The 15,508-nt window shown below is 45.0% G+C and carries 8 protein-coding genes; 7 read left to right on the top strand and 1 reads right to left on the bottom strand.

What is annotated here, in order from left to right:
- Nucleotides 1-65 precede the first annotated feature (65 nt).
- The 7 genes from ACTQ34_RS07675 to ACTQ34_RS07645 are packed head-to-tail and all read left to right on the top strand — an operon-like array spanning nucleotide 66 to nucleotide 14,834.
- Entirely contained in the window at nucleotides 66-3,008 is a 2,943-nt protein-coding gene (locus tag ACTQ34_RS07675; protein WP_441363271.1) for a hypothetical protein, read from the top strand.
- A 10-nt stretch (nucleotides 3,009-3,018) separates the two neighbouring features.
- Nucleotides 3,019-5,430, top strand: a complete 2,412-nt coding sequence (locus tag ACTQ34_RS07670) for a phosphoadenosine phosphosulfate reductase domain-containing protein (protein WP_441363270.1) — start codon at nucleotides 3,019-3,021, stop codon at nucleotides 5,428-5,430.
- 19 nt (nucleotides 5,431-5,449) lie between these two features.
- Nucleotides 5,450-9,673, top strand: a complete 4,224-nt coding sequence (locus ACTQ34_RS07665) for a hypothetical protein (RefSeq protein WP_441363269.1) — start codon at nucleotides 5,450-5,452, stop codon at nucleotides 9,671-9,673.
- An 11-nt stretch (nucleotides 9,674-9,684) separates the two neighbouring features.
- Nucleotides 9,685-12,024, top strand: coding sequence for a BREX-4 system phosphatase PglZ (gene pglZ, locus ACTQ34_RS07660; RefSeq protein ID WP_441363268.1), 2,340 nt, complete (start codon nucleotides 9,685-9,687; stop codon nucleotides 12,022-12,024).
- Nucleotides 12,025-12,039: 15 nt separating this feature from the next.
- Nucleotides 12,040-13,503: a BREX system Lon protease-like protein BrxL gene (brxL, locus tag ACTQ34_RS07655; protein ID WP_441363267.1), complete on the top strand. Its 1,464-nt coding sequence runs from the start codon at nucleotides 12,040-12,042 to the stop codon at nucleotides 13,501-13,503.
- Nucleotides 13,500-13,700 (top strand): hypothetical protein, encoded by a 201-nt coding sequence (locus tag ACTQ34_RS07650; RefSeq protein WP_441363266.1) that lies wholly within the window; start codon nucleotides 13,500-13,502, stop codon nucleotides 13,698-13,700. The genes brxL and ACTQ34_RS07650 overlap by 4 nt, the downstream gene beginning before the upstream one ends.
- Before the next feature lie 18 nt (nucleotides 13,701-13,718).
- Nucleotides 13,719-14,834: a cysteine desulfurase family protein gene (locus tag ACTQ34_RS07645; protein WP_441363265.1), complete on the top strand. Its 1,116-nt coding sequence runs from the start codon at nucleotides 13,719-13,721 to the stop codon at nucleotides 14,832-14,834.
- A gap of 103 nt (nucleotides 14,835-14,937) precedes the next feature.
- Here ACTQ34_RS07645 and ACTQ34_RS07640 read toward each other — a convergent pair.
- On the bottom strand, nucleotides 14,938-15,508 hold a 571-nt coding region (locus ACTQ34_RS07640), incomplete at its 5' end, for an IS3 family transposase (RefSeq protein WP_441363264.1).

Raw genomic sequence — 15,508 nt, 5'->3', positions numbered from 1 at the left:
CATAGAGAGTGATACAAATACTGATAGAAAAGAGTGGTAAGATGGCGCAAAGAGTACCTTGGGATATGAGTGAAGCAGTCATTATGTTGAATGCGCTGATCGCCGCTCGTGAGGGAAGGATGTCCCGGAAAGATGCAATTGTAGCTGTGTCTTCAAAACTTCGTTCACGTGCGAAGAGAAATGGTATCGAAGTAGACGACATTTTTCGTAACGTAAACGGCATTACGCTACAGATGTCCACGATGGAATACATCCTGACTGATGGCGAAAAGGGCATGAAGAAATCCTCCATGCCTAAGCTATTTCAGGATGCGGTTGCCATGTACCAGAATGACAGAGCGACCTACGAAAAAATGCTGAGGGAGGCAAGGAACGTGCCGGATACCAAATCAATACAAGACCAGTATTTTGCATGGTTGGAAACACAAGTATCTCCGGCGCAACTGTCGGAATTATATATGATATATACTGACATTGAGGACTTTTGCCTGAAGCGCAGCGTAATTAAGAAAAAGCTATTTTCATTGACTAACCTTGCCGATATTCGTAAAGTAATGAACACGGTTGATTCCAATAAGGTCTTCCGTTTTACATATAAGAAAAAATTGAGCAAAATGAGCTCTGCAATGCGATTTTACTACCGCTTTGTGAAGGAGCATCCTGAGCTGCTGACTCAGGCGGCACCAATGAAGTCTAACCAGACTGCAACCCCTATGGAGACAAAACCTGCAGAACCTTCTCCAGAGTTGATTGGGTATGGAGAAACAGCAGCGCCTTCCACTGTTGGCACTGTCGCATACAAGATCGATTTCACCAATATTCAGTCCCTGGCTTTTACTCAGCCGACGGAGTATTCATATTTCGAAGAGGAGCAGGGCAAAGTCAACTTTTGGACGCAATTATATGTTCAAGTCGTCAAGTGCCTGATGGATGATTATCCAGATGTGTTGCGCTCTTATATCAACTGCAATATCGATGGACAGAGCCGGTGCGATTTCACTGATGAGGCTGGAATAAGCAGCATGACGGCTCCCAAAAAGGTACAGGATAATTTCTATCTGGAAACGAACCTCAGCGCTACAGATATTGTAGGAAAGATAAAAAAGCTGCTTGACCTGTGCAATGTAGATTATGAAAATCTGGAAGTATATTACCAGAAGCGAAGCTCTACAGCGCCTCAAACAATTTCGACAACAGGAACAGGCAACTGTGCCGATAGCTCAGATGCCGAAAGCAGTAAAGAACAGTTTATAAGCTGGATGCAGCAGACCGGTTCTGCATTAGGTACTATCCGCAGCTATGTTTCTGCCATCGGACAGTCCAGTAAGGCTGCCAATGAATATGGTGTTTGCGATACGGATTTGTTCTTAATCGAAGATGCCAATAAGCTACAGCAGCTTTTGGATGAGCTCTTGAAGGTCCCGGTTTTCCGGAATCTAAATGCGCAGCAGCATAACCGCTTCCGGGCAGCGATATCCAAGCTCGTCGCTTACCGTTCCAGTACAACAGCCCATACCCGGCCAGAAGAGAAACTTCCAGAATTAAAAACCGTTGAGGCGGTTATAAATCCGCAGTACCTCTCCGAGGAGACTCGGATCCGCTATACGGAGATTCTTGCAGAGCATTTTGGCGAGGATGGCTACCAAACGGGGCGGCCAATTTTTCGTGGGCGGTTTAGGCGATTTTATGCGGAAAAGTATGGCTGTCCCCCAGCAGAAACAGATGATCGCATTGATGAAATCATGAGTATGGTCGGGACAAAGCGTGATAATAGAGTATTCCCCAAGCAGGATGACAGTCAAAATAACTTGATTATGGAAATTGTGAGTGATATTCTGTCTGCTTTTGATTCTGGCGCAACGGCCGTCTACATCGAAGCGGTTTATGATAAATACCAGCAGCCGCTTGCAGACTATTTGCACATATACAATCAGGATGCCTTGGCATCGCTATTGATGGCCCATGCCAACGGAAAATACACTCATCGTTATTCTTTTCTGACGAATAACTGGTCTGGTGCAAATGCCCAGGAGGACTTGCTTCGCATTATGAAGATGTTCCACCAGCCGCAGGATTATGCTGCAATTCATGAGAAGGCATGGTTTCTTCCTTATGAAAGGACGAAGACCATTCTGGTTACGACAGCCTCCATCGTGAAGGTTGCAGCTGAGACCTATTTCTATGCACCAAATCTGCCGGTCAGTGCAGATGAGCTAGCATATCTTTCTTCATTGATGAATGAAGAACTGAGCTATCACAGTCATATTACGGATGTTCGCCTGATGCAGCTGATTGCAGAAAAATGCCCAAGCATTGCAATCAATACGGATGGATACACCACCTATGGCTTAAGGAATTGCCTCGGATACATCCTCCGAGATCAGTTCGCTTTTAATGGGCCTATTATTACCCTCAAGGGTAAGGAATTGAGCATGGCAGATGTTTTTACAGAGTTTGCAAAAGACCACGAGGTGTTGTCCGTTGACGAGCTGTCGGCTCTGAGCGATGAAATGAGCACTTTGATTTACTGGGATTCGGTATTGAGCGAGATGATTCGTATCTCCGCCACGGAATTGCTGCGGAAAGACCAGATAAAGTTTGATGTAGAAGCAATAGACGAAATTTTAGACGGAATGTGTCCGGGAGATTATGTTCCACTTTTGGAAATAAATCTTTTTCTGTGCTTCCCGAATATCGGCCATCCGTGGAACAGCTATCTGCTGGAGAGCTATCTGTTTGGCTTCAGCAGGAAATTCCGTTTGCTGCACTCCTCTTTCATCAAAACCGGTGTATACGGTGCAATGGTGCGCAAGGATGCAGATTTTCAGGATTACCGCGCTTTATTGGTGGATGTTCTGTCGAAATCCAATGCACTGGACTCTACCAAGGATGCTCTGCAATATATTGTCGATAAGGGATACCAGCAGCGAAGACGTTATGAAGGCATCGAGACGGTGATTCAGGAGGCCAAGCTGGTAAAAGAACAGAGAGAAAAACAGGAGAAATGAGGAAACCCTGATGTACCAGTATTTATGGGATGAGGAGACAGGAGGATTGCTTCTGACCACAGAGCAATCGAAGTTTAGCAAGGAACCGCGTCCTGTTTATGCCTCAGAATTGACACTACTGGGATTTGACCAACACTGGTCGTATCCCAAAGACGACTGCGCTCCGCTCATGTGGGCAGAAGCTAATAACTATATTTATCGCGGCAGAATGGTTGCCAGAACTAAAGGCGGTTCGTACTATTCCAAACCAGAGATAGTCCTTTTGGATACACCTGAGCCAGATGGAATACCGTTACAATTCGTTGATGTTGAAACAATGACGAAAAAAAACGAAGCCATTTTAGAAACTCTCGTTCAAGAAACGATTCAGACAGTTTATAATACATATAGGGAATATAAAGATAAAATCGATGTTTTTTATGTTGCTTTCAGTGGTGGAAAGGACAGTGTTGTAGCGTTAGACATTGTACAGCGTGCGCTTCCTCACGATGATTTTTGGGTTTTGTTTGGAAATACCCGTATGGAATTTCCTGATACGTATGAGCTAGTGGAACGAATTAAAGCAGACTGCATAAGTGAGGGCATACGGTTCTATCAAGCAGAATCCAAGCTGCTTCCACAAAATACATGGTCTTGCTTTGGGCCGCCTTCAACCAGCAATCGCTGGTGTTGTAGTGTACATAAAACGTCACCACAGATTAATTTGCTCAGGGAGATAACAGGTAAGCGAGATTTTACAGGAATGGCCTTTACCGGAGTGCGCGCTGAAGAAAGCTTGGCACGAAGCACTTATGATACAGTAAGCAATGGCCAGAAGCACAGTGGTCAAATGAGCTGCCATGCAATACTCGATTGGACTTCCGCAGAGTTATATTGCTATATCTATGAAAGGCATTTGCACTTGAATGAGGCATATAAAAAGGGAAATATGAGGGTTGGATGTTTAGTTTGTCCCAATTCAACTGGAAAGCACGAGTATATAAAGCGCTGTTCATATCAGTCTGAAGTGGATTTTTTTCTTAGGAAAATAGCTTCTACGAGCGGGAAAACCAATTACTCAGAGGCCGATATGAAAGAGTTCATTGATGGCGGATTTTGGAGAACCCGTAAATCTGGACGTGAGCTTAATCTAGGCCAGGATAAGTTTGAGGTCATCAGCGGAAGCAATCCGCCTATGATAGATACTTTTGTGACGCATCTCAAATGGCAAAATTGGGGGAAGACAATTGGTGATATAACACAGGTGGCGGAAGATGAATATACAATTCTGTTTGAAGGAAAATCCTATACTGTCAGAACAGCATTGGGTGAAAGCAAAACGACCTTTATTCTGGAAAACTGTGAGAACTCCAAGACGGATATTAAATTTCAATCGTTGATGAGAAGTGTAATCATCAAAAGTCTGTACTGCGTGGGATGTGGAGAATGCGAGGCAGAATGCAAACATGATTGCATTGACATGAAGGACGGGATAGTGATTAGAGATAACTGTGTACACTGCTACAGATGTCACGATGTCCAAGAGCATTGCTTAAGGTATGCATCGATACGAAACAAGATAACGGAGGGGAGAAAAATGGCGGGAATTGATAGGTATTTTACCTTTGGAACGCGGGATGAGTGGCTGGATTCATTCATTCGATATAAGGGTGGAAAAGAATTCTGGCTTTCTGATGGTGATGGTCAGGTCGCTAATAAGAAAAAAGATGCATTCAAGAATTTTGCGGATGATGCAGGCCTTACAGTCTACGACAAAACTGCGGATGGAGACAAGTACACTAAATGCGTGCCGACACCGTTTGCGGATGTAATTATCAGAGAGGGCGCATACAGTCAGACCTCGTGGGCCTTGATTCTTTGCAATCTGGTCTACACACCTGCGTTTAATTGGTTCGTCACTTCACTTGAATTTGGAATATCATATACACCTGACCTATTGAATTTGATGTTGACAGATGTGATGGAGAATGATACCAAAGGAAAGGGTAAGCGGAATGTTATTGATTCCCTTAAAATCATAATGGCCAAGACGCCTCTGGGTAAAGATAGAATCTTTGCCGACTGCGATGTAGTCGAAAAAGCATCCGCTTCTGGTAGAGAGACGGTAACGCTTAACTCTATTATGAGATGTAGTTGGGCTGAACCAGATGCCCGTGTCATTCTCTACTCACTTTACAAGTTTGCGGAGAAATGTGGCGGATATTACCAGTTCTCGCTGTCCACGCTGCTGGATGACTCCATAGAGCGTGACGGCATTAGTCCGACCAGAATTTTTGGCCTGAACTACGATACGATGGTTCCGATTCTAAATGGTTTGTCCGTAAACTATCCAGACTTCATTTCGGCCAGTTTCTCTTTGGGACTGGATACTATTAGCTTACGTGAAGGCAAATCCTCTCAGGATGTGTTGGCTATATTCTGAGATAGGAGGAGAAAAGACGATGAGCAAGAAAACCTACAAGGATTATTTTAACATTGATCCAAAGTATTATGCGGCGGTTACGGCTGACCTGATAAGATCTGGTGAAGTCAAATGGACTTCATTCTATCCTCATGAGACCTTTGTCAAGCTGCTGGAGAAAACCCACATCATGCTCTCTGGCAAGGACTCCCGGTCCCTGTGGGTGGAAGGTGCCTACGGTACCGGCAAATCCCATGCTGCTCTGACGGTAAAATCTATGCTGGAGGCCAGCGATGACGAGATCCGTGCTTATTTTAAGGATTATGGCCTCCGGGATGACCTTTGCCAGCAGCTCATTACGGACAAGAGCAACGGCAGATTGATTACCATCCACCGGATTGGCTCTGCGTCTATCCGTTCTGACCAAGACCTGATTCTAGCCTTACAGGATAGCATCGCAGCTGCGCTGCAGGAGCATGGCATTACCAATCGTGGTGAAGCATCCCTGAAGGAATCCGCCCTGCGCTGGCTGGAAGACAAAGAGGCAAACCGAGTCTACTTTGACAGCCTGATTCAGGAAGATAAGTACATGTGGGATTTCGGCGGCAAGCATGTGAATGAGGTCATCTCTGTGCTGAAGAACTCCGAGGACGAGGCCGCTGTTTCTAAAATGATGCGCAATATCCTGAAGGTTGCCGAGGACAATGGCATTACGGCCCTGCGTCTGGATATTCCGGCCATGTGCGATTGGATCAAAAGCATCATTGACGAGAACGACATCTCCGCTATTCTCTTCGTGTGGGACGAGTTTACGGAGTATTTTCAGAACAATCAGAATGCCTTGACTGGCTTTCAGACCCTTGCAGAAATCAGCGAGTCCCACCCGTTTTATTTCCTTATCGTGACCCACGAAAGCAGTTCTCTCATTCAGGATAAGGATATGCGTAAGAAGATTCTGAATCGTTTTGTGGGCGATGTAACTGTCCGTATTGAGATGCCGGAGAATATGGCATTTCGGTTGATGGCGCAGGCCATGAAAACTACGGATGACCCTGTGATCCTCCCGGAGTGGACTAAATACAAGGGTGACCTAAATGAAGGGTTAACCAGTGTCCGCAATACCATTATTGCCAGTGCAAAAAAGCACTCCACAATGGGGCAAAAGACCGTCATTTCTGATACAGAGTTGCAGTCTATCGTTCCAATTCATCCGTATGCAGCGCTGCTGTTGAAACACATGTCAGTGGCATTCAATTCCAATGCTCGTAGTATGTTTGACTTCATTATCAGTAATGACATGTCGGATGCAAAAGGTTTCAAGTGGTTTATTAACGAGTATGGTCCTGAGGAGAGTATAAACCTACTCACCATCGACATGCTCTGGGATTTCTTTACCGGGAAAGACCAGAATGGATTGAATGACGATGTTCGCGTGATTTTGGATTCCTTCGGTCTGCTGAAAAAGGGTATCCTAACTCCAGACCAGGAGCGAGTGTTTAAAACTGTGCTGCTTCTGGAAGCCATTTCCTTGCGTGTGGGCAACGTGGAGCTTCTGCGCCCCAACGAGCAAAATATCGATCTGGCCTTTGTGGGTACTGACTGGTCAAAGGGCAAAGCACGTAATATTGCTGCTGGTCTGTGTCAGCAGGGACTGCTCTTTGAAAAACCCGTAGGCAATGGTCTAAAGGAATACACTGTTGCGAATCGTGACGGCGACATTGGCAAGATTAACAAGCTAAAGGCCGATATCCGCAACAGCACAAAAACGCAGGATTTGATTGTTTCTGCCGACCTGATGTCTGCAGTGCAGCTTCCTGTTGCAATCCGTCCCCGTTTTGTGATGGAGGGCGCAGCTTCCTCTAATTTAACACCAGTCAGCAGCAAGCTGAGTGGACAGAGCAAGCCAAATCGTTTTAAGACTGTGGTAGCTTTTGCTCTGAATGATACAGAGGCTGCTACCATCAGAAATGCCATTTTAAAAGCAATCGTTCAGCCTTCTAACGAGCTTTTCTATATTGAATGCCTGACACCTATGGGTGATGACCTTTTGAGCCAGTATGTAGAGAACATGGCATACAGTAAGAATTATGCTCAGAACGACCGTCAGCGTGCAATGGGATTTGAAACGCAAGCGAAAAAGTGCCTGACTGAATGGAAACAGAGAATTTCTGCGGGTGCTTTTATCCTTTATACGCCTGAGCATAAGAGCGGCACTCGCGTGGCCAATCTTGCCGCATTGCAGGAGGCGCTGCAGAAACTCAACCACCAGATTTATTTCTGCGGCCTTGAGCAGTTCAATCTGATTGATAACATGTTCGTGAAAGGCCCTCTGGCCCAGGGCGCTGAATGCGGCATCACAGAGGAGTTGAAGTCCACCTTTAAATCTTCCAATGTGAAAACCAGCCTTGCGACTGCACTAAAGGGTGCATGGAAGGTTGAGCGCTATTGGGAAGACCCGACGAAAAAGAGCCTGCCAATTGTCCGCATCAAGCAGGAAGTAGAGAAGGTCATAAAAGCTGGATTTGAGAAGGCTTCCGGTCGTATCAGCATTCTTTCCATTTATGAGGCGTTGGAAGAGGCGCCTTACGGATTTATGCCCAGCAATGCGACTGCTTTTGTTATGGGCTTTGTGCTGAAAGAATATGCCACTGCCGATTATTTCTGGAGCAATGGCCCTTTCAGTGAAAGCATGACACAAGGGAAAATGAAGCAGATGATTGCTAACGCAATCAATCAGAAATTTTCTCCGTCTTCGAAATATAAAGAAGAATATATCGTTGCTATGAGCGCAAGCCAGCGCTGCTTCCTACAGTGCACATCTGCTGCGTTTCATATTCCGATGTCGCAGTGTGGCTCTATCGAAAGCGCCCGCGATCAAATACGAATCAAGATGAAAGGCCTTACTTTCCCTATTTGGTGCCTGAAATATATTCTGAACACGGTGCAGTTGGAGACACCTGCTGATCAGATTACCACCGTAATTGATGCTTACTGTGGAATCGCCAATACTGCTAACAGTAACAAGGACACAGAGAGCGCTCTTGCAGACCAGATTGGTTCCCTTGTCCATGACAATGCCGCCATCACGCGGGACATGGAAAGTCTCCTGACCGATGAGATGTGTCGCAAGGGTATGCTGGCGTATATTGATGCTTATCAGGGCGGTGCTCTCCGTCAGCTGGCAAATGAAATTGGCGATGGTGGAGCCTATCTTGACCAGGTAAAACTGAAGTTTAACGCGGATGCCGCGAACTGGGTATGGAGCTCTGTTACTGCGGACGAGAAAATTTCGGATGTCATTTTGGAGTATCGCATCATTGCCGAAAGCAATAAGAGCCTTCCAAAATGCACCAACCTTCGGGATATGGTATTGGAATGGAATAAACGCTCCAACAACATCCGCATGCCGTATGATGTCCTGCGCAAATATACCGGAGACTTGAGCCAGCTTTTAGTCCATCTTTATTACATGAAGCAGAGCGGCCAACTGCAGGAACAGTATAAGCAACAATTTTATAATGCGCTGATAACGCAACGTGAGGCATTTGAGCACTTCTATAAAGACCAGTTGCCGTATTTTAAACAGGTTGCGGGCACGTTTGTAGAAGAACTGGATGAGCAGGATGTTGCCGGATTCTGCAATACTCTTCCTGCTGGTCAGTTTACCAAGTCCAGCACGGAGTATTATCAATACATTGAGAATGCTGTAAGCAACTACAAAAAGAGCATTCGGAGGACTCAGCTGAAGAACCTCTGGCTGGAGAAAACCGGAACAAAAGACCCCTCCGATTGGTCTGACCGATATGATACACCGATTCTTTGTATGTTCGATGACACAGAGCGCGGAGAGGCAAGAACTATCTTTGCCACCATCCTTGCATATGCTGCTTCGGATGCAGATATTACCAAGGCTATCAATTATCTTGAGGCGGCTACGTTCTATGATCGTTTGAATGACCCGCTGGAGCGAGATCGCTGCTTCATGGAGCGTGTTGTCGGCGATTACGCCGTTATGCTGAAGGATGCGGATTCTATTCGGAAGAGCCTAATTGGAAGTATCCCGGACAAGGCGTATAATTGGATGGATAATTCTGCAGTGAAGAATCGGCTGAAAGTACTGGCAGAAAAGCAATACAAACTCAGCGGTTGTGAGCGTGCACAGGCTGTTATCGATAAGATGGATGCTACTGAACTGCGTCGCTATTTGAATGAGCTCATTGCTGATAATCTTACGGTGGGGATGGAAATTCTGAAGAATGAATAAGGAGGGCATTTATGCGTTGCATTAACACAAGTGAATGTTTCGAGCAAATGAGTGCCTATTTTGACGGAAAAAAGACTGGCTATTTCTTGTTGGTGAATACGGAGAATTACGATGTTTATCAGAAAATACTCCAACGCCTTGAGGCCGATAGCTGCAAGAGATGTGTTTATATTTCCCAAAATTGCCTGCCCAACGGTCTGCCTGATGTCGATGCAGCCGTCTCTATTGCAAGTGGTAGTGGAAACTATGCCTTAGTTGGGCTATCGCAGGCTCAGATGCTTCGCAGCGATAGTGCGTTGGCCGCAAAGCTGGATGAGGTTCTTAGTTACCCTATCAGCGGATATGGCATTGTTCTTCTTGATCATTGTGAACAGACGCTTCAGAAATTTATAAATCGTGATATCCGGTTGAAAAAAAGAGTCCTTTTGGTTGACGGAGAGGTTTCGCCGTTGCCACAGATAAAGTTTGCGAAAACTGAAGAAGAGTGCATTGGATTTAGGCCACTTTCTGATATTCCGAGACTTCTCTCCTATCTTGAAAGATTGACGGATATGCAGCGTCAGAATCACCCTGCTGTGACGGCACTTTGCTCGTTTCCTGTTGATATGTTCCGAAACGCTGCTTATTCCGTTACTGCATCTGAAGGCATTTATGAGGCGTTGACCACAAAATATTCAGACATTGCAGGAGCGACGGAAAAAGCATACGGAACAGATGTGCAGTGGAGCTGGCTTGCTTCTAAAATGTCTGGCAAGAGCAGCTTTTCCGCGTTGGTTTGTGATGAATTTGGTGCTACAGCAAATCTGTCGGCGCATCTATCAGATGTTTGGGGATCCGCCGATAAGAAGATGCAGTGGCTCTTGTGGCTGTCATTGAAGTCCTTCGGCGAGGCCAATAACCACTATCTGACGTTGATACTTGAAAATTGTGATCATGTTGATTCTTTTGAGATGCATGCATATCTAGACTTTGCAGATGTAGATATTTCGCATCCGGAGTTTGAGCGGTATTATACAGAGCGAAAGAGGCTGTTGGAGCAGTTGCCGGAGAATCTGTCGCTTATTAAAAAATATTGTGATAAACTGGGCCGTCACCAAAAGGACGAGGTGTTCTATCTGACCGACAGCAGCGCACAAGAAAAGTACGAATTTGTACGGTGCCTCAGCCTTTATGATTTCACACCGGAAGAAATTTTTCGTGCAACACGCAGTATGTCTAAATCTCTACACTTATATATGCAGGATTTCGTCTTTGATGCCGTGAACACTAAGTTGCCGGAATCCGACAGTAGATTCCGGGGTGATTTGACTACATATTTCCGGGATTACAAACTTCAAAAGCTTACAAATCGTATCTTTCCGGAGTTTCTGAAAAGGGTCAATGCTTACGCCCAATCACCTCGGCCGTATAATAAATTGCAGCCGAGGAGCAGCATCATTTCCCACATGGATAAGAAGAAGGTACAATGCTTCTTTTTCGATGCACTTGGCGTGGAGTACCTTGCTTTTATTATGGCAAAGTGCGAGGAATATGGCTTGGTATCAGAAGTAGCCATAGGCCATTGCGAGCTGCCTTCCATCACAGTTAAAAACAAAGAGTTTTTGCAGCATTTTGCGGACGGAGACTGGAGAAAAATCGATGACCTTGACGAGATAAAGCATCACAGCCAGGTTTACGATTATCGGAAATGTGAGTACCCGCTCCATTTATTTGAGGAACTGGATGTAATCGATGAACAACTACGGATGATTCAGTCCATGCTTGTGCAAGGCACGCTGGAGAAAGCGTTGATTGTAGCCGACCACGGTGCCAGCAGATTGGCAGTGCGTTATGGTCATGAGTTGAATTCTAGCATTGAGCTAGAGGAATCTGGTGAACACAGCGGACGATGCTGTCCGGCTGCAGAAGATCCGAATCTGTCGTTTGTTGCTTATGAAGATGGATTTGCTGTTCTTGCAAACTATGAGCGTTTTAAGGGTGGCCGTCGAGCAAATGTAGAAGTACACGGTGGGGCTTCCCTTGAGGAAGTGGTGGTGCCCATCATCACCCTGACAAAGCGTCCGGACAATATTGAACTTTGCTTTGTTAATCCTGTCATTACACTAAAGCCGCGTGTTACTCCAGAATTGGTGCTTTATTCCAATATTCCGCTCAGCAAGCCTCGACTGCTCATTGATAACGATTTCTATGACGGTGAATTTGTAGCGGATAAGAAACATGCAAGATTTGAAATTTCGAAGATTAAGAGGAAAGGCAATTACTCTGCGGAGGTTTATGATGGCGAGAAAAATATGTCGGTGAAGCTGGAGTTTAAAGTGCAAAAGCAGACCCGCGAAGTAGATTTGTTCTAATCGGAGGAGGCAAATATGAGCGAGTTACAGTCTGCCGATATGGTGGAAAAGTTAAAGGACAACTTTGATGAGATGGTTGTCTATAAAGACCTGAAGAAGAGCAATTTTATTACCTCCTTCAAGATGCCATCATTCATGCGGGATTGGGTGTTAAAGCGCTTTCAGGATGACCATGGCGAAATTGATTTTGATGGGGCTACAGCTTTTATTCGTGAGTTTATTCCGAAAAAAGAGGACTGGAAATCTATCAAGAACCGTATTGTCAACTATCAAGAGCAGATGAAATTTTTGGCCAAGATATCGGTTGATATTGATATCAAGACGCAGGGTCTGTCTTTCTCGCTTCCTGATTTTGGTCTGACCACTAAAGATACTGTGATTCCGAGAGACGTTTGGGAAAATTGCAGCGCAGCATTGTTGAAGGCTGAAGAGAATTGGGGAATCGTAGAACTTGGATATCAGTTCCCGGAGAGCGACAGGGATGCCGGAAAAATTAAGTTGGTGAGTTTCCAAGATTTCTGTCCGTATATTATCGACTTGGATGAGTACAAGTATGCCCGTGAATCTTTCACCCTTGATGAGTGGATTGACATTATTCTTGGCGCCATCGATTATAATGCAGCTGGCTACGAATCCCGTCAGCAGAAGCTGGCCATGATTACGAGATTGCTTCCTTTTGTAGAGAAGCGACTGAATTTGATTGAACTAGCCCCCAAAGGTACCGGCAAGTCCTATCTGTTCGGATCGGTCAGCCGTTATGGTTGGCTTTCTTCTGGCGGCACTATGTCCAGAGCAAAAATGTTTTATGACGTTGCTCGGAGAACAGAAGGCCTGGTGTTTGGTCATGATTATGTGGCGTTAGATGAGGTGCAGACTATTAACTTTACCGATATAGATGAAATGCGTGGTGCTCTCAAGGGCTATATGGAAAACGGCAAGTACACAGTTGGCAATCACGAAGGGGCTGCTGATTCTGGCATTATTCTTCTTGGCAATATTCCCGCTGCCTCCATGAATGAATACTTGAATATGTTCAGCGACTTGCCGAAGGTGTTTCATGAAAGCGCTTTGATAGACCGCTTCCACGGATTCTTAAAGGGCTGGGAACTGCCTCGAATGAACGATGACCTGAAGATTTGTGGTTGGGCTCTGAATTCAGAGTATTTCTCTTCTATTATGCACGAACTGAGAGACGACCCGACATACCGCGCTGTTGTTGATGCACGGGTAGTAGTCCCGGAGAAATCTGATACGAGAGATACGGAGGCGATCAAGCGTATTTGCACAGCCTATTTGAAGCTATTGTTCCCGAATGTACAGCACCCGGAGGATATTTCTTCCCACGATTTTAACTTGTTCTGTCTGAAGCCAGCTATCGAAATGCGCTCCATTATCAAGATTCAGCTTGGAATTCTTGATCCGGAGGAGTTTGGTGGGAAGACAGTACCGGAATTAAGCGTAAAGGACGTTGATGAATGAATAAGATAACATGTGTTTCCTGCGGAAAAACGGGTCTGGTACGCAACGAGATAGGAATTAATAAAAAGCTGTTAGGCGAGGATATAGAAAAATTTTATTGCCTTGACTGCCTTGCAGAATACCTTGAGGTGACACCGCAGGATATTTTAGATAAGATTGAAGAATTTAAAGAAGATGGCTGTAAGCTCTTTGAATAATGAAGGGAGGCGGAGCCTGTGATATATGCGGATAATGCTGCTACGACAGCTTTAGATATTGATGCATTCGAGGCAATGAAACCTTACTTGCTCAAAGAATATGGGAATGCGTCTCAGCCCTATTCGTTTGCAAGATCAGCAAAAAAAGCGCTGGCCGCTGCCAGAAAAACCATTGCTGACTGCATCGGTGCACAGCCGGAGGAAATTATTTTCACCTCAGGTGGTACCGAGAGCGACAATTGGGCTATTAAAGGTACATTGCAATACGGCGATGGCCGCGCTATTCTAACCAGTCAAATTGAACATCATGCAATATTAAACGCCTGTGCTTCTGTAGAGCGTCTGGGGTATCCAGTTGTTTATCTTTCGGTTAATCAAAAAGGAGTGTTAACGCCTGCCACATTAAATAAGTTCATCACTGGTAACACTAAGCTGGTGTCCGTTATGTTGGTCAATAATGAGATAGGAACGATTGAACCGATAAAAGAACTTGCAGAGATAGCTCATACACATGGGGCATTTTTTCATACGGATGCTGTGCAGGCCGTAGGGCACATTCCGGTAAATGTAAAGGGCTTAGGCGTTGACATGCTTTCGGCATCTGCTCATAAGTTTAATGGGCCAAAGGGGATCGGATTTCTTTATATCAGGAAAGGCACAGATACTCATTCTCTTGTTGACGGCGGTGCACAAGAATTTGGAATGAGGGCGGGCACAGAAAATATTGCAGCCATTGTGGCGATGGCAGAGGCACTTCGAAAAAACTGCGCTCATATGGATGAAACAGAAAGCAGGCTTTGCAAAATGGAAAACAGCTTTATCCATGCCCTGAACAAGGCTGGAATTGATTTTATCCGAAACGGAGCCGATAATCATCTTCCTGGAAATATAAGTATTTCCATTAAAAACGCTAGCGGTGAAATGCTTCTGCACAGGCTGGATTTAAAGGGGATTTGTATATCAACAGGTTCAGCATGTGATTCCGTTAATACACAGGTTTCCCATGTAATTCAGGCGATTTCTGTACCTGAAGATTATGCCGCCGGAACAATTCGTATTTCTTTCGGCAGGGATAATCAAGAAAGTGATGCTCAGGATATAGCAGATGCTATTGTAAGCATTTTGAAAAATTAGCATTCTTGGAATGCATGATATTTTATCTTTATTATATTACGAACTGTCAACAGCGAAGAAGTATGAGCTATGGTTGAAGTGCTCCCCAAAAGTTGGACAAAAGTTATGCGGCAAAGCCATTTTGAATTCTGTATTGGACAGGACTTAACCCATTCAATTTTTCTTTGATTCGGTTATGGTTATAGTATTCAAGATAAGCGATCAGTTCCTGACAAAACTCATCTAATGATTGGAATGTCCGCAGATAAAGCAGTTCCGATTTTAATAGGCCAAAGAAGTTTTCCATAACCGCATTGTCCAGACAGTTCCCCTTTCTGGACATACTTTGCCGAACGCCTTTTTCCAACAGCCTTTTTTGATACCGAGCATTTTGATATTGCCAGCCCTGATCCGAATGGAAGATTAGCCCGCTTCCGTCCGGGAGTCGGGAGAAAGCTTTATCCAGCATCTCTTCCACCTGACGGTAATTGGCTCGGTCACTGATTGCATAACTGATGATTTCACCATTATACAGGTCAAGTACAGGCGAGAGATAAAGTTTATTCCCAAACAGGGAAAACTCGGTCACATCGGTTACCCACTTTTGATTCGGTCTTTCCGCATGGAAATCTCTTGCCAGAAGATTTGGCGCAACCTTGCCGACTTCTCCACGGTAAGAACGATACTTTTTCATT

This window comes from Agathobaculum sp. LCP25S3_E8, assembly GCF_052117165.1.
Taxonomy (GTDB): domain Bacteria; phylum Bacillota; class Clostridia; order Oscillospirales; family Butyricicoccaceae; genus Agathobaculum.
This window is presented reverse-complemented; position numbering and strand designations above follow the sequence as displayed.

What these genes read in the sequence shown, in the direction of transcription:
- ACTQ34_RS07675 (WP_441363271.1), top strand. Translation starts at nt 66, where the DNA reads ATGAGTGAAGCAGTCATTATGTTGAATGCGCTGATCGCCGCTCGTGAG.
- ACTQ34_RS07670 (WP_441363270.1), top strand. Translation starts at nt 3,019, where the DNA reads ATGTACCAGTATTTATGGGATGAGGAGACAGGAGGATTGCTTCTGACC.
- ACTQ34_RS07665 (WP_441363269.1), top strand. Translation starts at nt 5,450, where the DNA reads ATGAGCAAGAAAACCTACAAGGATTATTTTAACATTGATCCAAAGTAT.
- pglZ (WP_441363268.1), top strand. Translation starts at nt 9,685, where the DNA reads ATGCGTTGCATTAACACAAGTGAATGTTTCGAGCAAATGAGTGCCTAT.
- brxL (WP_441363267.1), top strand. Translation starts at nt 12,040, where the DNA reads ATGAGCGAGTTACAGTCTGCCGATATGGTGGAAAAGTTAAAGGACAAC.
- ACTQ34_RS07650 (WP_441363266.1), top strand. Translation starts at nt 13,500, where the DNA reads ATGAATAAGATAACATGTGTTTCCTGCGGAAAAACGGGTCTGGTACGC.